The sequence below is a fragment of the Enterobacter wuhouensis genome (genome assembly GCF_035835995.1).
Lineage (GTDB): Bacteria > Pseudomonadota > Gammaproteobacteria > Enterobacterales > Enterobacteriaceae > Enterobacter > Enterobacter wuhouensis.
Window position 1 is genome coordinate 255,780 of record NZ_CP142124.1, and the last position, 19,202, is coordinate 274,981.

Consider the following 19,202-nt stretch of genomic DNA (forward strand, 5'->3'; position numbering starts at 1 on the left):
ATATTTAAAGGGTCAGGCGTGGCGTGCGCCGACGGGTAATTGTTGATTATTAGCAGGCTTAACAATCAGAGTAAGCCACACCGAGGCAAAAAGTGCTACCCCCATAAATATGTACGACGCCGACGGGCTGCCGGTTGCGCCGTTAAGGTAGCCAACAAACCAGGAGCCGAAGAAGGAGCCCAGCGCGCCCATGCTGTTGATCAACGCCATCGCGCCGCCCGCCACGTTACGCGGCAGCATTTCCGGGATAATCGCGAAGAAGGGACCATACGGGGCATACATGGCTGCACCGGCAATCACCAGCAGCGTGTAAGAAGCCCAGAAGTGGTTTGCGCCCACGGCCCAGGAGCCAATAAAGGCAAAGGCGGCGATCAGCAGCAGCGGCCAGACGAACAGCTTACGGTTTTGCAGCTTGTCCGATGCCCAGGAGACGATAATCATCGCGATTGTCGCGGCCAGATAAGGCACGGACGACAGCCAGCCCACTTCCACCATGCCGAGGTTTTCACCGCCGCTGCGAATGATTGACGGCAGCCACAGCACAAAACCGTATACGCCAATGCTCCACGCAAAGTACTGAGCACACAGCAGAATGACGTTGCGGGAGCGGAAGGCCTCGCCGTAATTACGTACCGCCTTCAGCCCTTGCTGCTCTTTATCCAGCTGCGCCTGCAGCGCGGCTTTTTCGTCTTCGGAAAGCCACTTCGCCTGCGCAGGCTTGTCTTTCACCAGCACCCACCAGCAGAATGCCCAGATCACCGCCGGAACCCCTTCGATGATAAACATTTCGCGCCAGCCAAAAGACTGGATAAGGTAGCCGGATACAACCGACATCCACAGCACGGTGACCGGGTTACCGAGGATCAGGAAAGTGTTGGCGCGCGAGCGTTCGGATTTGGTAAACCAGTTGCTGATGTAGATAAGCATCGCGGGCATCACCGCAGCCTCTACGACCCCGAGGATAAAGCGAATGGCGGCAAGCGCTGGAATGTTATTCACCACGCCGGTCAGCGACGCGCAGCCGCCCCACAGGATCAGGCAGACGAAGATCAGCTTGCGCACGCTGCGGCGTTCGGCGTAGATAGCGCCGGGGATCTGGAAGAAGAAGTAGCCGAGGAAGAAAAGGGCGCCGAGCAGGGAGGACACACCTTTGGTAATGCCGAGGTCTTCGGTGATCCCCGCAGCGGATGCGAAACTAAAGTTGGCACGATCGAGGTACGCCAGGCTGTACGTGATGAACACGATAGGCATGATGTACCACCAGCGTTTAACTGCATTGGTCGAACTGTTCATAGGCTTGCCTCTGTTGTTGAGGTGGTCACCCCCCTCACCCTAACCCTCTCCCCAAAGGGGCGAGGGGATGATTTGCACCCTCTCCCCTTTGGGGAGAGGGCCGGGGTGAGGGGAGCTATTCGTTGAGCTGCGCGCGCGTTGGTAATCCTTCGCTGTCGCCCTGCACCTGGATCGCCAGCGAGCCGATGGTGTTGCCGCGCGCAATGGCCTGCAGCAGCGGTTTGCCTTCCAGCAGGGCGCTAATCACGCCTACGGCAAAGCCGTCGCCCGCGCCTACGGTGTCGACCACGTTCTCGACGTTTACCGCCGCGACCGCGCCCTGTTCACCGCTGGCCGTTTTGAACCATGCGCCGTCGGCGCCGGTTTTCAACACCACGGCTTTTACCCCTTTATTCAGGTAAAAATCGGCAATCCCTTCCGGAGAGCTTTCGCCGGTAAGGATCATCCCTTCCTTTACGCCGGGCAGAACCCAGTCGGCCTGAAACGCCAGACGGTTCAGCTTTTCAACCATCTCGGCTTCGCTTTTCCACAGCACCGGGCGCAGGTTGGGATCGAACGAGATCGTTTTTCCCTGTGCCTTCATCGCGGCGGCTGCGTGATCCAGCAGTTCGTACGAGCTGGCTGAGAGCGCTGCCGCCACGCCGCTCAGGTGCAGGTGGCGTGCGGACGAGAAATAGGGGGCGTTGTAGTCGTCAACGGAGAGATGGCTGGCTGCCGATCCTTTGCGGAAGTACTCCACGATGGGATCGGTTCCATTATCGACCTTCGATTTCAGCTGAAAGCCGGTTGGGAAGCGGGCGTCCAGCGTGACGCCGGCGGCATCAATGCCCTCTTTTTTCAGCGAGTCGAGGACGAAATGGCCAAAGCTGTCATCCCCCACGCGGCTGACCCAGCCGACGTTCAGGCCGAGGCGCGCCAGCCCCGTCGCGACGTTCAGCTCTGCGCCCGCCACGCGTTTGATAAAGTGTTCAACCGCGCTCAGCTCGCCGGTTTCGGTAGCGACAAACATCGCCATGGCCTCGCCGATAGTGATGACATCCAGCGTCTTGTGCATGGTTTACTCCTCGCGCAGCAGGTTAACGTAGTGGCGGGTGACGGCGGTTAAATCGGCTCCCTCCAGCGGGAACTCAATACCGCGTGGGGCATCGGCAGGCAGTTGATTGAGCAGGTCGAGCCAGCGCGCATCGGTGGCGTCCGGCGCAACGGCGCGGAACTGGTCCTTGTGCTGAACGGCGGCCTTAACGTGAATATAGCTCACCGCAGGTGCCAGGTGACGCGCGGCTTCTTCGGGTGAGTCACCTACCCACAGCCAGTTGCCCATGTCGAACGTCAGGGTGACGGGCAGCGCCATCACCCGACAGGCGGCTTTGAAGCGCTGCATCGGGGCGAGCTGCCCGCAGTCGGTCTGATCGTTTTCCACGACCAGCGCCATGCCGCTGTCGTCCAGCAGCGCGCGCAGGGCTTCAAGGGAATGTTTGTCGCTAAAATGGCCGAGAGAGACCTTCAGCCACAGCGCGTTGAGGGTGTTGGCTTCGGCCAGATAGCGCGGGAGGTCCGGGTTGAGCTGGCTATCGGGCATAAACAGGGCGGCTGGAGCGGAGTAACATGCCAGCAGGCCCAGCAGCTCGATGGACTCACCCAGCGCGGGCAGGGCCAGCAGCTCCTCTGCGCTGAACAGTTCGCGGCGGATCTCTACGCCGTCGGCACCCGCGCCCGCAATCACCGGAAGCATGGCCCGTTGGCCACCCGCCTGTCGCACCCGATCCGCGCCGTAAGCGGCGGTGACCACCATTATTTTCCTGCTCATTACCGGACTCCATCACGTATTCGATAGTATTACGCTAGATGGAACCGGTTCCAAAGGAAAGGTCAGGATGTTGAATTTATGATCGCTGTCACGAAGGGAACGTTAACGTGCGGTAGAGCCGCGAACAATCAGTTCGCCAGAGAAAACCTGCTCGCGGACGGCATCGCTGACGCCCTCAATCCGGCGAACCACCTGTTCTACAGCAGCATAGCCAATTTGCCACGTCGGTTGCTTGAGTGTGGTGATGCCGACCCCTGCCAGCTCTGCCCACTCCAGTTCATCAAAGCCCAGCAGGCCGATGTCGCTGCCCCAGTGCAGGCCAATGCGCTTGAGGGAGCGGGCGACCTGCAGCGTCAATGCCCCGTTGGCGGAGATAACGGCTTTGCGCATTCCGCGATGGCGGGTGTGAAACTGACGCAGGATGTTGTCAATCTGCCCGGCCTCGTGCAGGGGCGTTTCGGCATTTTCGGCGATGGTGCCGGGATAGCGCTCGAGAGTGGTGCGAAACGCGCTCAAACGCTCGCGGCGCGTGTTAACCATGCCCAGCGGTTCGCTGAGGAAAAGAATCGCTTCAAAGCCCTGTTCGACGAGGTGCTCGGTGGCGGTGGTGGCGGCCTGAACGTTATCCAGCCCGACAACGTCGCAGGCAAATTCGGGAATTTTTCGGTCGATAAGCACCATCGGCAGGGAGGATTGCTGCAGGCGGTTTAAACCCTCTTCGCGCATCCCCACCGCATTCACCACGATTCCTTCCACCTGGTAGCTGCGCAGCAGGTCGAGGTAGTGCAGCTCCTGATCGACTTCGTTGTTGGTATTACAGACCAGCGGCGTAAAGCCCTTCTCGCGGCAGGCGGCTTCGATGCCGCTCAGCACGTTAACGGAGTAGGGGTTGGTAATGTCGGCGATGATCAGCCCAATTAGCCGGGTGCGCCCGCGTTTGAGGCCGCGCGCCATCAGGCTGGGGCGGTAGTCGAGGTCAGCAATGGCCTGTTCAATTCGCGACAGCAGCGCCTCGGACAGCAGGTGTTTCTCGCCGTTGAGGTAGCGCGAAATGCTGGTTTTACCGGTTTTCGCGGCTTTCGCCACGTCGCTGATGGTGGCCCGTGCTGGTTTGCTCATCGCTGATTTCCCTGACTTTAGTGAGAACACCTTAGCGGGAAAATCAACGATGGCAAGTGGTTCATGTTGGGGTGTGCGGTCTGATGCCCTCACCCCGACCCTCTCCCACAGGGAGAGGGGGGAAATGCGATTACTGCACGGGACTTAACGTAATCTCAACGCGACGGTTCTGCGCTTTGCCTTCCGCCGTGCTGTTGCTGGCGATTGGGTTTGCAGGCCCCATGCCGCTGGTGCGGATACGGGTTGCTTCAACGCCCTGGGTAATCAGCGAGCTGGCCACGGAGTCGGCGCGCTGCTGGGACAAGCGCATGTTCAGATCCTGGCTGCCGGTGCTGTCGGTGTAGCCAATCACGTTCACGGCGGTCTTGTTGTACTCTTTCAGCACCATTGCCACGCCGGTCAGGGTGTTGGCGCCCGCCGGTTTCAGCGTTGCGCTGCTGCTGTCGAAGGTGACGTTGTTTGGCATGTTCAGGATGATGTTGTCACCGCTGCGCGTTACGCTCACGCCTGTGCCCTTCATTTTGTCGCGCAGTTTCGCTTCCTGCACATCCATGTAATAACCGACGCCGCCGCCCAGTGCTGCCCCTGCTGCTGCGCCGATCAGCGCGCCTTTGCCGCGATCTTTCTTGGAGGAGGAGAGCGCGCCAACGCCTGCGCCTACCAGCGAGCCGATGCCCGCGCCGATGCCGGATTTGCCCGCTTCGCGTTCACCGGTGTAAGGGTTTGTTGTGCAGCCAGAAACAGCCAGGGCGCCGCTCACCAGAGCAGCAATAACGAGTACGCGTTTATTCATCTTCTTTCCTTAATCCTTTTTATTCTTTGCCACGACGCGCGTGGCAGTTGATTATGACGTCCGGATACGGAGAAAATTCAGTGTATAACTCTGAAATTTGTGACTAATCATAAACAGCCTCGGCAAGAAGGCCGTAAAACCTGCACGCAACCAGGAGCGCACGCTTTGAGCACCTCAACAAAAACCATTCTGACCGCCGCCCACTGGGGGCCGATGCTGGTCGAAACCGACGGCGAAAACGTCCTGTCATCGCGCGGGGCATTGCCTGCGCAGCATCCCAACTCACTGCAGACCGCCGTTCGCGATCAGGTGCATAGCAAAACCCGCGTGCGCTGGCCGATGGTGCGCAAAGGCTTTCTGGCATCGCCGGATAAGCCGCAGGGCATTCGCGGTCAGGATGAGTTTGTTCGCGTAAGCTGGGATGACGCGCTGGCGCTGATCCACGCCCAGCACAAGCGCATTCGCGACAGTTACGGTCCGTCGTCCATTTTCGCCGGATCCTACGGCTGGCGTTCTAACGGCGTGCTGCACAAGGCCGCGACCCTGCTGCAGCGCTACATGAGCCTGGCGGGGGGCTATACCGGCCATCTGGGCGATTACTCGACCGGCGCGGCGCAGGCGATCATGCCGTACGTGGTGGGGGGGAACGAAGTTTACCAGCAGCAGACCAGCTGGCCGCTGGTGCTGGAGCACACTGACGTGGTGGTGCTCTGGAGCGCCAACCCGCTGAATACGCTGAAAATTGCCTGGAACGCCAGCGACGAGCAGGGGATTGGGTATTTCGACGCGCTGCGCAAAAGCGGCAAGCGCATTATCTGCATCGATCCGATGCGCTCTGAAACTATGGGTTTTCTCGGCGATAGCGCCGAGTGGATTGCCCCCCATATGGGCACCGACGTGGCGATGATGCTGGGCATTGCCCATACGCTGGTTGAAAACGACTGGCACGATGCTGATTTCCTCGCCCGCTGTACGTCCGGCTTCGGCAAATTTGCCGACTACCTGACGGGTAAAGCGGACGGTGTAGCCAAAACCGCAGAGTGGGCCGCTGACATTTGTGGCGTAAATGCAGACAAAATCCGCGAGCTGGCGGCGTTATTTTACCAAAACACCACTATGCTGATGTCCGGCTGGGGGATGCAGCGCCAGCAGTTTGGCGAGCAAAAGCACTGGATGCTGGTGACGCTTGCCGCGATGCTTGGGCAGATCGGCACGCCGGGCGGTGGTTTTGGCCTTTCTTATCACTTTGCGAACGGCGGTAACCCGACCCGCAAAGCGGCGGTGCTGGCCTCGATGCAGGGTTCCGTGCAGGGCGGCGTCGATGCTGTCGATAAAATTCCGGTAGCGCGCATAGTTGAAGCGCTGGAAAACCCGGGCGGTTTTTATCAGCACAACGGCCTGGACCGCCACTTCCCCGATATCAAATTTATCTGGTGGGCGGGCGGGGCGAACTTTACCCATCATCAGGACACCAACCGCCTGATCCGCGCCTGGCAGAAGCCGGAGCTGGTGGTGATCTCAGAGTGCTTCTGGACCGCGTCGGCCAGGCATGCCGATATTGTGCTGCCGGCGACCACCTCGTTTGAACGTAACGATCTCACCATGACCGGCGACTACAGCAACCAGCATATGGTGCCGATGAAGCGCGTGGTGCCACCTCGCGATGAAGCACGTGATGATTTTGACGTCTTTGCCGACCTGAGCGAGCTGTGGGAAACCGGCGGGCGCGAGCGCTTTACCGAGGGCAAAACGGATCTGGAATGGCTGGAGACGTTCTACCAGATTGCCGGTCAGCGCGGCGCTACGCAGGGCGTGACGCTGCCGCCGTTTGCTGAATTCTGGGACGCGAATGCGATCTTCGAAATGCCGGAGAGCGAGCAGAACGCACGGTTTGTCCGCTTTGCTGATTTCCGCCGCGACCCGGACGGCCATCCCCTGAAAACCGAGAGCGGTAAGATTGTGATTTACAGCGAGCGCATCGCCAGCTTTGCGTATGCCGACTGCCCGCCGCATCCGACGTGGCTGGAGCCGGACGAGTGGCACGGCAACGCCCAGCCGGAGCAGCTTCAGGTGCTCTCCGCGCACCCGGCGCACCGCCTGCACAGCCAGCTTAACTTTACGTCGCTGCGCGAGCGGTATGCCGTTGCCGATCGGGAACCTATCACCCTGAACAGTGCTGATGCAAAAGCGCGCGGGATTGCTGACGGTGACGTGGTGCGCGTCTGGAACGCGCGGGGACAGGTGCTGGCAGGCGCCGTAGTCACTGACGGGATTAGGCCTGGCGTGTTCTGCATCCACCAGGGCGCATGGCCGGATCTGGCGTTGAGCGAGGGCGGTATCTGCAAGAACGGCGCGGTTAACGTGTTAACCAAGGATCTCCCCAGCTCGAAGCTGGGGAATGGCTGTGCGGGAAATACCGCGCTGGCCTGGGTTGAGAAATATCAGGGACCTGAGCTTACGTTAACGGCGTTTGATCCGCCTGCCAGCTCATGATCCACGTCGGGTGCTGGGTATCATCCTGCCATGCGCTATCTTCAATGCGAAAGCCATGCGCATGATAGAAATTCACCGCCCGAATGTTTTTCTGGTACACCTCCAGCGTTAAATAGGGGAAGCGCTGTTGAACATGGTTCAGCAGCGCATGCCCAATCCCTTTTCCGATTAGCGAGGTGGAGACAAACAGGGCACCCACAAACTGCGCCTGCATCACGCTAACAAAGCCCAGCGGCTTGTCGTCCTCTTCCCAGATCCAGGTTTCAGCCGCGGGCAGGTACACGTCCCGCACCATGGCTTCATTTTCTCTCCAGTAGCCCGCGTTGATAAACGGGTGCGCCGCCGTAGTGCTTTCCAGCCACAGGCTCAGGAGCGGGGCGGGATCGTCACTTTGCCATTTGCGGATCATGGTCTCCTCCCGGGTGGCAGAAGCAGCCCGTGATGTGGTCGTTGACCAGCCCACAGGCCTGCATAAAGGAGTAACAGATGGTGGTGCCCACGAATTTAAAACCGCGTTTTTTCAGCGCCTTAGAAAGTGCGTCTGACGCGGGCGTTGAGGTGGGGATCTCCGCAAGCGTGGCCGCGTGGGTGACTTTCGGGTCGTTATCAACGAATGCCCAGACAAATTCTGAAAACGGCTCACCGCTTTGTTCCATCGCCAGATACGCTCGCGCGTTACCGATGATGGCCTGAATTTTACCGCGATGGCGGATGATACCGGCATCCTGCACCAGCCTTTCTACATCGTCGTCGGTCATGGCGGCAACGGCGACCGGATCGAACCGGTGGAAGGCCTTGCGGTAGTTTTCTCGTTTTTTCAGCACGGTAATCCAGGATAACCCCGCCTGCTGGCCCTCCAGGCAGATCATTTCGAAGAGCTTTTTGCCATCCGTTTCCGGCACGCCCCATTCCTGGTCGTGATAGTCGATATAAAGCTGATCCTGGCTTACCCAACCGCAACGCTGCATAGGTTATCTCCCTTATTCATACTGAAATCGCAAAATTTTCAATCTGTCCGGCTTGACGTGTCTGCTAAAGAGACAATAGTTAATAAAGGGTTATATGCCCTCATACCGCTTTCTAACAATGACAAATGTCGCCGAATTCGGCTCTTTCTGGAGTCGCTTTGATGATGATAAAAATAATCAGTGGCCGCCATGCTGTTTCTGGCCTGGTGGGGATCTCAGCCTGCCTGTTTTTTTGTAATACAGCATTTGCCTGGCAACAGGAATATATCGTTTCAGACGCACAAAGTAATACGGCCGAACGCTATACATGGGATGCGGATCACCAACCGCGTTATGAGGATATTCTCGCTGAGCGTATTCAGTCTTCGCAAAATACGCCCGGGTTCGCCCTGAGTCTTCCCACCGGCTCGGCGGCAGAAGGCGCTATGAGCGTGGGCTGGAATTTTCCGCTGTATGGTCAAATTTCAACCGGCCCTGTGATGGCGTGGCGTTATGATGGCTCTGCCCCGACGATGATAAATGAGTTCGGTGATAGCGTCACCACGCAAGGGCTTACCGATCCGCTCTGGCATGCCAGCGTCAGTACCCTTGGCTGGCGCGTGGATACGAAATATGGCGAGCTTCGTCCCTGGGCGCAGATAAGCTTTAATCAGCAGTTAGGTGAAAACCAGTGGAAATCCCAGTACGGGATGCCGCAAACCCCTGCGCCCGTGCAAAACGGCAGCTGGATGGATGTCACCGTCGGAACGGATATTCCCTTTAATACCCATATGGCGGCCTATGCTTCGTTAGCGCAGGGCGAAAACACGATGACGGGGGAAGAATTTATGTACACCCTGGGCGTCAGTGCAAATTTTTAGCGTTGTAACTTTTTTCAACCTTGTTGTAACATCCTGAATACAACAATGACGGGGATTGTGGCGATAGCGGGTACTAACAAATCATCGCTTCATTCCCCGGCAAGGTCGTTCATTCCCGATTCCAGGCATTTCATTCCGTCCTTCCTGCACTTCATGCCGTTTTACCCCATACGCCTTATGGTTTTGTTTATCGTTGTCCACAGCGAATTTCCTTAATTTCTCCTGCAGGACAACTGCCATGAATACATCAACCTATAATCGTACGCGCTGGCTGACTCTCTTCGGCACCATCGTTACCCAGTTTGCGCTGGGCTCGGTCTATACCTGGAGCCTGTTTAACAGCGCGCTTTCCGATAAGCTCAATGCGCCCGTTAGCCAGGTCGCGTTTTCCTTCGGTTTGCTGAGCCTGGGTTTGGCGATCTCCTCGTCAGTGGCGGGCAAGCTGCAGGAGCGCTTCGGCGTTAAGCGCGTGACCATGGCCTCCGGCATCCTGCTGGGCGTTGGCTTTTTCCTGACGGCGCACTCCAATAACCTGCTGATGCTGTGGTTGAGTGCCGGGGTGCTGGTGGGGCTGGCGGACGGTGCGGGCTACCTGCTGACGCTCTCTAACTGCGTGAAGTGGTTCCCGGAGCGTAAAGGGTTGATCTCTGCCTTTGCTATCGGCTCGTATGGACTGGGCAGCCTCGGTTTTAAATTTATCGACTCTCATCTGCTGGCCTCTGTGGGGCTGGAAAAAACCTTTATGATCTGGGGCGTTATCGTTCTGGTGATGATCCTGTTTGGCGCAACCCTGATGAAAGATGCCCCGCAGCAGGAAGTAAAATCCGTTAACGGCGTGGTTGAGAACGACTTCACCCTGGCGCAGTCCATGCGCAAACCGCAGTACTGGATGCTGGCGGTGATGTTCCTGACGGCCTGCATGAGCGGCCTGTATGTGATTGGCGTGGCGAAAGATATCGCTCAGGGTATGGTGAAACTGGATGTGGCCACGGCAGCTAACGCGGTGACCGTTATCTCCATTGCTAACCTTTCTGGTCGCCTGGTGCTGGGCATTCTGTCTGATAAAATTGCTCGCATCCGGGTGATTACTATCGGGCAGGTGGTTTCGCTGGTGGGCATGGCGGCACTGCTGTTCGCACCGCTGAATGAAGCGACCTTCTTCGCCGCCATTGCCTGCGTCGCCTTTAACTTCGGCGGTACGATTACGGTTTTCCCGTCGCTGGTCAGCGAGTTCTTCGGCCTGAACAATCTGGCGAAAAACTACGGCGTCATCTACTTAGGCTTTGGGATCGGCAGTATTTGCGGCTCGCTGATAGCCTCGCTGTTCGGCGGGTTCTACGTGACCTTCTGCGTGATCTTTGCCCTGCTGATTATCTCCCTGGCGCTGTCGACCACCATTCGCCAGCCGCAGCGTGAAGTGTTTAATGAAGCGCACGCGTAAGTGATGCTACGAAAAGGCCGGCTCTCCGGCCTTTTTTTTGTTAAACCGAGGCTTAGCCACTTTCGCTCGTTATCAAATTGTCTTTTTTGTAAAAAACTGTACCGATCACATTCTCTGCTGCCACTTTTTCCTTTCCCTGTGGTCTACTTACCACGCTTGTAGACGTTTCCGATAACGACTCCCATAGCGATTCTTCAATCTGTTCACCTTTCAGTTCAAAAGTGAACAGCAATACCATCCCTTTTTCCGGGTAGCTTGCATGAAATACATTAAATCGATGGCGCAACAAAAGCTCTGCTTTTTGCTGGCGTTGTACATCGGCCTGTTTATGAATGGCGCAGTCTTTATCCGTCGGTTTGACGGTTACGCGCAAGATTTTACCGCCTGGAAAGGAATTGCAGCGGTTGTCGAATTGGTCGCTGCGGTACTGGTCACCTTCTTTTTACTCCGTATTCTTACTCTGTTTGGCCGCCGCGTGTGGCGAGTGCTGGCAACGTTTATCGTGCTGTGCTCGGCGGGGGCCAGCTATTACATGACCTTTATGAACGTGGTGATTGGCTACGGCATTATTGCCTCAGTGATGACCACGGATATCGATCTCTCCAAAGAGGTCGTGGGCCTGCACTTTATTCTCTGGCTGGTGGCGGTGAGCGCCTTGCCGCTGCTGCTCATCTGGAGCAACCGCTGCCGCTACACGCTGGTACACCAGATCCGCACGCCGGGTAAACGCTTCAGGAGCGTCGCGATTGTGCTGCTGGCCGGGCTGATGGTCTGGGGGCCAATTCGCCTGCTGGATGTGAAGCAGAAGTACGATGAACGCACCTCTGGCGTTGATATGCCAAGCTACGGCGGCGTGGTGGCAAACTCTTACCTGCCATCGAACTGGATCTCCGCGCTGGGGCTGTATGCGTGGGCGCAGGTGGATGAATCTTCAGACAATAAATCGCTGATGAATCCGGCGAAGAAATTTACCTATACCGCGCCGAAAGATATCGATGACACCTACGTTGTCTTTATCATCGGTGAAACCACCCGCTGGGATCACATGGGCATTCTGGGCTATGACCGTGATACCACGCCGAAGCTGGCACAGGAGAAAAACCTGATTGCCTATCGCGGCTACTCCTGCGATACGGCGACGAAGCTCTCGCTGCGCTGTATGTTCGTCCGCGAAGGCGGGGCGAGCGATAACCCGCAGCGCACCCTGAAAGAGCAGAACGTATTCTCTGTGCTCCATCAGCTCGGCTTTACCTCCGACCTCTATGCGATGCAAAGCGAGATGTGGTTCTACAGCAACACCATGGCGCAGAATATCTCCTACCGCGAGCAGATTGGCGCTGAGCCGCGTAACCGTGGCAAGGCGGTTGATGACATGCTGCTGATTGATGAGATGAAGAACTCATTGAACGGTAATCCGGACGGTAAGCACATGATCATCCTGCATACCAAAGGGTCCCACTTTAACTACACCCAGCGCTATCCGCGCAGCTTCGCCAAATGGACGCCAGAGTGCGTGGGCGTGGATAAAGACTGTACCAAAGAGCAGCTGATTAACTCCTACGATAACTCCGTCACCTACGTTGACCACTTTATCGATACGGTGATTGACCAGGTTCGCGATAAGAAAGCGATTGTGTTTTATGCTGCGGACCACGGTGAATCTATCAACGAATTTGAGCACCTGCACGGTACGCCGCGCAAGATGGCGCCGCCAGAGCAGTTCCGCGTCCCGATGATGGTGTGGATGTCTGACAAGTACCTGGAAGATCCGGAGAAAGCACAGATGTTTGCTCACCTGAAAAAAGAGGCGGAAATGAAGGTACCGCGTCGCCACGTAGAACTGTACGACACCATTATGGGATGCCTGGGCTACACGTCGCCAGACGGTGGCATTAACGAAAATAACAACTGGTGTAAGCTTCCCGCAAACGCCACGAAAGCCGCCCAGTAAGGACTCTGGCGAGAATATCGCCAGTTGAATGGCTTTTTTAAATTAAGGGATTGACGGGTGCGCACCGCAGCAGTAAGATGCGCTCCGCATTCGGCGAGTAGCGCAGCTTGGTAGCGCAACTGGTTTGGGACCAGTGGGTCGGAGGTTCGAATCCTCTCTCGCCGACCACATTTAAAAAAGGGCTAACCGCAAGGTTAGCCCTTTTTGCATTATGGCGTTAGCCAACCCGATTCATCAAAATGCCCCTTAGCCCTGCTTCACCCTGCCTGTTAACGATTTTGTGACATTATCCATTGTATTTTTTTATATATGGATTGATCTTTTTTCGCGTTGCTTATGGATAACCTCAGCATTTTTCGCTGTGCGTTTTAACGTTCGCGGAATTTAGTGCTCAGATAATCACCATTCTGCAAGAAAATTTACCCGTTCTGAATAAAAGTTAATCACTGGATGTTGCGAAATATGAAGATATTTGTGCTGCAAGATAACGAGTAGCATAAATTTCCCTGCTGAAAACTGCCGCTGTAGGTTTTTTTAATCTTTGTTTGCGGTTTCTCACACTCCGCGTAAATCCCCGTCACCTGTATTGACGTTTTCACATTCTGTTGACAGATTGTAGGGCACGAGGGGCATTTCAGGGACGATCTGCGCTGCAACTCAAACGCTCTTCTGAAAGGATTCTCCATCCCTTTAACGCCTTCGGGCATCACCGACCAGACCGGGTAAAAAATAAATAAAGGTCAGGCGGCGTAACACAACAAAGCAAAACATCACATTGGAGCAGAATAATGAGTATTTCCTTGAAGAAGTCAGGGATGCTGAAGCTTGGTCTGAGCCTGGTGGCTATGACCGTGGCAGCAAGCGTACAGGCAAAAACCCTGGTTTACTGTTCTGAAGGCTCGCCGGAAGGCTTTAACCCACAGCTCTTTACCTCTGGTACAACGTACGACGCAAGCTCTGTACCTATCTATAACCGTCTGGTTGAATTCAAAACCGGTACCACGGAAGTGATTCCGGGCCTGGCAGAGAAGTGGGACGTCAGCGAAGACGGCAAAACCTATACCTTCCACCTGCGCCAGGGCGTGAAGTGGCAGGACAGCAAAGAATTCAAACCAACGCGCGACTTTAACGCCGACGACGTTGTGTTCTCCTTCGACCGTCAGAAAAACGCTCAGAACCCGTACCATAAAGTGTCTGGCGGCAGCTATGAATACTTCGAGGGGATGGGCCTGCCAGACCTGATCGCTGAAGTGAAGAAAGTGGACGACAACACCGTTCAGTTCGTGCTGTCTCGCCCGGAAGCGCCATTCCTTGCTGACCTGGCAATGGACTTCGCCTCTATTCTCTCTAAAGAATATGCGGACAACATGCTGAAAGCCGGCACGCCGGAAAAAGTGGATCTGAACCCAATTGGTACCGGCCCGTTCCAGCTGCTGCAGTACCAGAAAGATTCCCGCATTCTGTACAAAGCGTTTGAAGGTTACTGGGGCACCAAGCCGAAGATCGACCGCCTGGTGTTCTCTATCACCCCTGACGCCTCCGTACGTTACGCTAAGCTGCAGAAGAATGAATGCCAGGTGATGCCGTACCCGAACCCGGCTGATATTGCTCGCATGAAGCAGGACAAAAACATCAACCTGCTGGAGCAGGCTGGCCTGAACGTGGGCTATCTCTCCTTCAACACCGAGAAGAAACCGTTTGATGACGTGAAAGTGCGTCAGGCGCTGACCTACGCGGTGAACAAAGAAGCGATCATCAAAGCCGTTTATCAGGGTGCAGGCGTAGCCGCCAAGAACCTGATCCCACCAACCATGTGGGGCTATAACGACGACATTAAGGACTACACCTACGATCCTGAGAAAGCGAAAGCGCTGCTGAAGGAAGCAGGCCAGGATAAAGGCTTTACCGTTGAGCTGTGGGCGATGCCTGTTCAACGTCCGTACAACCCGAACGCACGTCGCATGGCGGAAATGGTTCAGGCTGACTGGGCGAAGATCGGCGTTCAGGCCAAGATTGTGACCTACGAGTGGGGCGAGTACCTGAAGCGCGCCAAAGCGGGTGAGCACCAGGCGGTGATGATGGGCTGGACCGGCGACAACGGGGACCCGGACAACTTTTTCGCCACCCTGTTCAGCTGTGCGGCAGCGAAAGACGGTTCCAACTACTCTCGCTGGTGCTACAAGCCGTTTGAAGACCTGATCCAGCCGGCGCGTGCGACCGACGATCACAACAAACGTATTGAATTGTACAAGCAGGCTCAGGTTGTTATGCACGATCAGGCTCCGGCGCTGATTGTTGCTCACTCCACCGTGTACGAGCCAGTGCGTAAAGAAGTGAAGGGCTACGTGGTTGATCCGCTGGGCAAACACCACTTCGAAAACGTATCGGTTGAATAATAAGTAGGGTGTTCTCCCTCTCCCTTTGGGAGAGGGCAGGGGTGAGGGTCTTGCATGCATCCCCTCACCCTAACCCTCTCCCACGGGGAGAGGGAATTTACATTTGTGAGCAATACAGACGTCACGCCACTGTCGTGCGTCTTCAGAGAGAATCCGGGTTATGTTGCAGTTCATCCTCCGACGTCTGGGGCTTGTTATCCCCACGTTTATCGGTATCACCCTTCTCACTTTTGCCTTCGTCCATATGATCCCCGGCGACCCGGTAATGATTATGGCGGGCGAGCGTGGTATCTCCCCTGAGCGTCATGCGCAGCTGCTGGCAGAGCTCGGCCTCGATAAGCCGATGTGGCAGCAATACCTCCACTATATCTGGGGTGTCCTGCACGGCGACTTAGGGATTTCACTCAAAAGCCGTCTCCCGGTGTGGGACGAGTTCGTGCCGCGTTTTAAAGCGACGCTGGAACTGGGCGTCTGCGCCATGATTTTTGCCACTGCGGTGGGTATCCCTGTAGGGGTGCTGGCTGCCGTTAAGCGTGGTTCTATCTTCGATCATACCGCCGTTGGCCTGGCGCTGACCGGCTACTCCATGCCTATCTTCTGGTGGGGCATGATGCTGATTATGCTGGTTTCGGTGCAATGGAACCTGACGCCGGTCTCCGGACGCGTCAGCGACATGGTCTTCCTCGACGATACCAATCCGTTGACCGGCTTTATGCTGATCGACACGGCCATCTGGGGCGAAGAGGGCAACTTCATTGATGCCGTCGCGCACATGATCCTGCCTGCGATGGTGCTGGGCACCATTCCTCTGGCGGTGATCGTGCGTATGACCCGTTCGTCGATGCTGGAAGTGTTGGGCGAAGACTACATCCGTACCGCGCGTGCCAAAGGGTTAACCCGTATGCGCGTGATCATCGTTCATGCTCTGCGTAACGCCATGCTGCCGGTGGTGACCGTTATCGGCCTGCAGGTGGGAACGTTGCTGGCAGGGGCGATCCTGACGGAAACCATCTTCTCCTGGCCGGGCCTTGGACGCTGGCTGATTGATGCACTGCAGCGCCGTGACTATCCGGTTGTGCAGGGCGGTGTACTGCTGGTCGCGACGATGATTATCCTCGTCAACCTGCTGGTCGATTTGCTGTACGGCGTGGTGAACCCGCGTATTCGTCATAAGAAGTAAGGGGCCATCATGTCACAAGTTACTCAAAATAAAGTGGTCGCTGCACCGGTACCCATGACGCCGCTGCAGGAGTTCTGGCACTATTTCAAGCGCAATAAAGGCGCGGTCGTAGGGCTGGTGTATGTCACCATCATGATCCTGATTGCGGTGTTCGCTAACGTGCTTGCGCCGTACAACCCGGCGGATCAGTTCCGTGATTCACTGCTGGCACCGCCGTTCTGGCAGGAAGGGGGCAGTTTTGCGCACCTGCTGGGTACCGATGACGTGGGTCGCGACGTGCTGTCGCGCCTGATGTACGGTGCGCGTCTGTCGCTGCTGGTGGGCTGTCTCGTTGTTGTGCTGTCGCTGATCATGGGCGTGGTGCTCGGTCTGGTGGCGGGCTACTTCGGCGGCGTCGTTGATAACGTCATTATGCGTATCGTCGACATCATGCTGGCGCTGCCAAGCCTGCTGCTTGCGCTGGTGCTTGTCGCGGTCTTTGGACCTTCGATAGGCAATGCCGCGCTCGCGCTGACGTTCGTTGCGCTGCCGCACTACGTCCGATTAACCCGTGCGGCCGTGCTGGTCGAGGTGAACCGCGACTACGTGACCGCTTCCCGCGTGGCGGGCGCCGGTGCAATGCGCCAGATGTTCGTCAATATTCTTCCTAACTGCCTTGCGCCGCTGATTGTTCAGGCATCGCTCGGTTTCTCAAACGCCATTCTCGATATGGCCGCTCTTGGCTTCCTTGGCATGGGTGCGCAGCCGCCAACACCGGAGTGGGGCACCATGCTCTCCGACGTGTTGCAGTTCGCGCAAAGCGCCTGGTGGGTCGTCACCTTCCCGGGTCTGGCGATTCTGCTGACGGTGCTGGCATTTAACCTGATGGGTGATGGTCTGCGTGATGCACTTGATCCCAAACTGAAGCAGTAAGAGGCACGAGATGGCGTTATTAAATGTTGATAAATTATCGGTGCACTTCGGTGACGAAGGCACACCGTTTCGCGCCGTGGACCGCATTAGCTACAGCGTAAATCAGGGCGAAGTGGTTGGCATCGTAGGGGAGTCCGGTTCCGGTAAGTCAGTCAGCTCGCTGGCGATCATGGGGCTAATTGATTATCCAGGACGCGTAATGGCGGAAAGCCTGGAATTCAACGGTCAGGATCTGCAGCGTATTTCCGAGAAGCAGCGCCGCCAGCTGGTCGGCGCGGAAGTGGCGATGATCTTCCAGGACCCAATGACCAGCCTGAACCCCTGCTATACGGTCGGTTTCCAGATTATGGAAGCGATTAAGGTGCATCAGGGCGGTAACAAGCAAACTCGTCGCCAGCGCGCTATCGATCTGCTGACGCAGGTGGGTATTCCCGATCCGGCATCGCGTCTGGACGTTTACCCGCACCAGCTGTCGGGCGGGATGAGCCAGCGCGTGATGATCGCAATGGCGATTGCCTGTCGACCAAAGCTGCTGATTGCGGACGAACCGACAACCGCGCTGGACGTCACCATTCAGGCGCAAATCATCGAGCTGCTGCTGGAACTGCAGCAGAAAGAGAATATGGCGCTGGTGCTGATTACGCACGACCTGGCGCTGGTGGCCGAAGCGGCACACAAAATCATCGTGATGTATGCAGGGCAGGTAGTGGAAACCGGAAGCTCGCACGACATCTTCCGCGCGCCGCGTCATCCGTATACCCAGGCACTGCTGCGCGCGCTGCCTGAGTTTGCGCAGGACAAAGCGCGTCTGGCGTCGCTGCCGGGCGTCGTGCCGGGTAAATATGACCGTCCGCAGGGCTGTCTGCTTAACCCGCGCTGCCCGTATGCGACGGACAAATGCCGCGCAGAAGAACCGGAGCTGAACCTGTTAGCGGACGGTCGTCAGTCCAAATGCCACTACCCACTCGATGATGCCGGGAGGCCAACACTATGAGTACGCAACAACTGCTGTTGCAGGCCATCGACCTGAAAAAACACTATCCGGTGAAGAAGGGGCTGTTTGCCCAGGAGCGCCTGGTGAAAGCGCTGGACGGCGTCTCCTTTACGCTTGAGCGCGGTAAAACGCTGGCGGTGGTAGGGGAGTCCGGCTGTGGGAAATCCACGCTGGGCCGTCTGCTGACGATGATTGAAGTGCCAACCGGCGGCGAGCTTTACTATCAGGGCCAGGATCTGCTCAAGCACGATCCGCAGGCGCAGAAGCTGCGTCGCCAAAAAATCCAGATTGTGTTCCAGAACCCGTACGGTTCACTGAACCCGCGCAAAAAAGTGGGGCAGATTCTGGAAGAGCCGCTGCTGATTAACAGCAATCTGAGCAAAGAGCAGCGCCGTGAAAAAGCGCTGGCGATGATGGCGAAAGTTGGCCTGAAAACCGAGCATTACGATCGCTATCCGCACATGTTCTCCGGCGGCCAGCGCCAGCGTATTGCAATCGCCCGCGGCCTAATGCTCGACCCGGACGTGGTGATTGCCGACGAGCCGGTCTCTGCGCTCGACGTTTCCGTTCGCGCGCAGGTGTTGAACCTGATGATGGATCTGCAGCAGGATCTGGGGCTGTCGTACGTGTTTATTTCCCACGATCTGTCGGTGGTGGAGCACATTGCTGATGAAGTGATGGTGATGTATTTGGGCCGCTGCGTGGAGAAGGGGACGAAAGACCAGATCTTCAATAACCCTCGTCACCCGTACACCCAGGCGCTGCTCTCCGCGACGCCTCGCCTGAACCCGGACGACCGTCGCGAGCGTATCAAGCTGACCGGCGAGCTGCCAAGCCCGCTGAATCCGCCTCCGGGATGTGCGTTCAACGCCCGCTGCCGTCGTCGTTTTGGCCCATGCACGCAGCTGCAGCCGCAGCTCAAGGATTACGGCGGACAGCTGGTGGCCTGCTTCGCAGTCGACCAGGATGAAAACGGCGAAAAGCCGCATGCATAA

Annotated in this window: 16 protein-coding genes and 1 tRNA gene; 10 read left to right on the forward strand and 7 right to left on the reverse strand. The window is 56.9% G+C overall.

All coding sequences use genetic code 11. The features are described from left to right. Window positions 1–12: 12 nt before the first annotated feature. The 5 genes from VPX56_RS01265 to VPX56_RS01285 form a co-directional block, all read right to left on the reverse strand. Window positions 13–1,293 (reverse strand): MFS transporter, encoded by a 1,281-nt coding sequence (locus VPX56_RS01265; protein WP_263611075.1) that lies wholly within the window; start codon window positions 1,291–1,293, stop codon window positions 13–15. Between the two features lie 115 nt (window positions 1,294–1,408). After that, window positions 1,409–2,347, reverse strand: coding sequence for a sugar kinase (locus tag VPX56_RS01270; protein ID WP_326469407.1), 939 nt, complete (start codon window positions 2,345–2,347; stop codon window positions 1,409–1,411). Window positions 2,348–2,350: 3 nt separating this feature from the next. Then, a complete protein-coding gene (locus VPX56_RS01275) occupies window positions 2,351–3,100 on the reverse strand; it encodes a sugar phosphate isomerase/epimerase family protein (protein ID WP_326469409.1) in 750 nt (249 codons plus the stop codon). 102 nt (window positions 3,101–3,202) lie between these two features. Continuing rightward, on the reverse strand, window positions 3,203–4,219 hold the full coding sequence (locus VPX56_RS01280) for a LacI family DNA-binding transcriptional regulator (RefSeq protein ID WP_326469411.1): 1,017 nt from the start codon (window positions 4,217–4,219) through the stop codon (window positions 3,203–3,205). 130 nt (window positions 4,220–4,349) lie between these two features. Further along, window positions 4,350–5,012, reverse strand: a complete 663-nt coding sequence (locus VPX56_RS01285) for an OmpA family lipoprotein (RefSeq protein WP_326469413.1) — start codon at window positions 5,010–5,012, stop codon at window positions 4,350–4,352. A gap of 213 nt (window positions 5,013–5,225) precedes the next feature. Here VPX56_RS01285 and VPX56_RS01290 point away from each other — a divergent pair, with 213 nt between their 5' ends. Next, window positions 5,226–7,505: a molybdopterin guanine dinucleotide-containing S/N-oxide reductase gene (locus tag VPX56_RS01290; protein ID WP_326472195.1), complete on the forward strand. Its 2,280-nt coding sequence runs from the start codon at window positions 5,226–5,228 to the stop codon at window positions 7,503–7,505. On the opposite strand, the gene VPX56_RS01295 is transcribed toward VPX56_RS01290, so the two are convergent. Continuing rightward, complete coding sequence (locus VPX56_RS01295; RefSeq protein WP_131634734.1) at window positions 7,468–7,914, reverse strand: N-acetyltransferase; 447 nt, start codon at window positions 7,912–7,914, stop codon at window positions 7,468–7,470. The two genes, VPX56_RS01290 and VPX56_RS01295, sit on opposite strands and share 38 nt — an antisense overlap. Continuing rightward, entirely contained in the window at window positions 7,892–8,473 is a 582-nt protein-coding gene (gene tag / locus VPX56_RS01300) for a DNA-3-methyladenine glycosylase I (protein WP_326469416.1), read from the reverse strand. The genes VPX56_RS01295 and tag overlap by 23 nt, the downstream gene beginning before the upstream one ends. A gap of 161 nt (window positions 8,474–8,634) precedes the next feature. On the opposite strand from tag, the gene VPX56_RS01305 reads away from it, so the two are divergent. From VPX56_RS01305 to dppF, 9 genes are all read left to right on the forward strand, one after another. Then, window positions 8,635–9,333, forward strand: coding sequence for an autotransporter domain-containing protein (locus VPX56_RS01305; RefSeq protein WP_326472196.1), 699 nt, complete (start codon window positions 8,635–8,637; stop codon window positions 9,331–9,333). 238 nt (window positions 9,334–9,571) lie between these two features. Further along, the gene (locus VPX56_RS01310) at window positions 9,572–10,774 is read left to right on the forward strand and encodes an L-lactate MFS transporter (protein ID WP_263611083.1); all 1,203 of its coding nucleotides are present in this window, start codon (window positions 9,572–9,574) and stop codon (window positions 10,772–10,774) included. Window positions 10,775–11,033: 259 nt separating this feature from the next. Next, window positions 11,034–12,725 (forward strand): kdo(2)-lipid A phosphoethanolamine 7''-transferase, encoded by a 1,692-nt coding sequence (eptB, locus tag VPX56_RS01315; RefSeq protein ID WP_131634737.1) that lies wholly within the window; start codon window positions 11,034–11,036, stop codon window positions 12,723–12,725. Window positions 12,726–12,816: 91 nt separating this feature from the next. Next, a tRNA-Pro gene (locus VPX56_RS01320) sits at window positions 12,817–12,893 on the forward strand. Window positions 12,894–13,513: 620 nt separating this feature from the next. After that, window positions 13,514–15,121: a dipeptide ABC transporter periplasmic-binding protein DppA gene (gene dppA / locus VPX56_RS01325; protein ID WP_131634738.1), complete on the forward strand. Its 1,608-nt coding sequence runs from the start codon at window positions 13,514–13,516 to the stop codon at window positions 15,119–15,121. A 160-nt stretch (window positions 15,122–15,281) separates the two neighbouring features. Then, entirely contained in the window at window positions 15,282–16,301 is a 1,020-nt protein-coding gene (gene dppB / locus VPX56_RS01330) for a dipeptide ABC transporter permease DppB (RefSeq protein WP_063145377.1), read from the forward strand. 9 nt (window positions 16,302–16,310) lie between these two features. Next, window positions 16,311–17,213 carry a dipeptide ABC transporter permease DppC gene (dppC, locus tag VPX56_RS01335; RefSeq protein WP_263611085.1) on the forward strand — a complete coding sequence of 301 codons (903 nt, stop codon included), beginning with the start codon at window positions 16,311–16,313 and terminating at the stop codon, window positions 17,211–17,213. A 10-nt stretch (window positions 17,214–17,223) separates the two neighbouring features. Further along, window positions 17,224–18,207 (forward strand): dipeptide ABC transporter ATP-binding protein, encoded by a 984-nt coding sequence (dppD, locus tag VPX56_RS01340; protein WP_131634740.1) that lies wholly within the window; start codon window positions 17,224–17,226, stop codon window positions 18,205–18,207. Then, window positions 18,204–19,202, forward strand: coding sequence for a dipeptide ABC transporter ATP-binding subunit DppF (gene dppF / locus VPX56_RS01345; protein WP_131634741.1), 999 nt, complete (start codon window positions 18,204–18,206; stop codon window positions 19,200–19,202). The genes dppD and dppF overlap by 4 nt, the downstream gene beginning before the upstream one ends.

Bases quoted from the DNA above. Each gene is read 5' to 3' on its own strand.
- VPX56_RS01310 (WP_263611083.1), top strand. From the start codon at position 9,572: ATGAATACATCAACCTATAATCGTACGCGCTGGCTGACTCTCTTCGGC.
- dppA (WP_131634738.1), top strand. From the start codon at position 13,514: ATGAGTATTTCCTTGAAGAAGTCAGGGATGCTGAAGCTTGGTCTGAGC.
- VPX56_RS01285 (WP_326469413.1), bottom strand. From the start codon at position 5,012: ATGAATAAACGCGTACTCGTTATTGCTGCTCTGGTGAGCGGCGCCCTG.
- dppD (WP_131634740.1), top strand. From the start codon at position 17,224: ATGGCGTTATTAAATGTTGATAAATTATCGGTGCACTTCGGTGACGAA.
- dppC (WP_263611085.1), top strand. From the start codon at position 16,311: ATGTCACAAGTTACTCAAAATAAAGTGGTCGCTGCACCGGTACCCATG.
- VPX56_RS01275 (WP_326469409.1), bottom strand. From the start codon at position 3,100: ATGAGCAGGAAAATAATGGTGGTCACCGCCGCTTACGGCGCGGATCGG.
- eptB (WP_131634737.1), top strand. From the start codon at position 11,034: ATGAAATACATTAAATCGATGGCGCAACAAAAGCTCTGCTTTTTGCTG.
- VPX56_RS01290 (WP_326472195.1), top strand. From the start codon at position 5,226: ATGCTGGTCGAAACCGACGGCGAAAACGTCCTGTCATCGCGCGGGGCA.
- VPX56_RS01270 (WP_326469407.1), bottom strand. From the start codon at position 2,347: ATGCACAAGACGCTGGATGTCATCACTATCGGCGAGGCCATGGCGATG.
- VPX56_RS01295 (WP_131634734.1), bottom strand. From the start codon at position 7,914: ATGATCCGCAAATGGCAAAGTGACGATCCCGCCCCGCTCCTGAGCCTG.
- tag (WP_326469416.1), bottom strand. From the start codon at position 8,473: ATGCAGCGTTGCGGTTGGGTAAGCCAGGATCAGCTTTATATCGACTAT.
- VPX56_RS01305 (WP_326472196.1), top strand. From the start codon at position 8,635: ATGATGATAAAAATAATCAGTGGCCGCCATGCTGTTTCTGGCCTGGTG.
- VPX56_RS01280 (WP_326469411.1), bottom strand. From the start codon at position 4,219: ATGAGCAAACCAGCACGGGCCACCATCAGCGACGTGGCGAAAGCCGCG.
- dppB (WP_063145377.1), top strand. From the start codon at position 15,282: ATGTTGCAGTTCATCCTCCGACGTCTGGGGCTTGTTATCCCCACGTTT.
- VPX56_RS01265 (WP_263611075.1), bottom strand. From the start codon at position 1,293: ATGAACAGTTCGACCAATGCAGTTAAACGCTGGTGGTACATCATGCCT.
- dppF (WP_131634741.1), top strand. From the start codon at position 18,204: ATGAGTACGCAACAACTGCTGTTGCAGGCCATCGACCTGAAAAAACAC.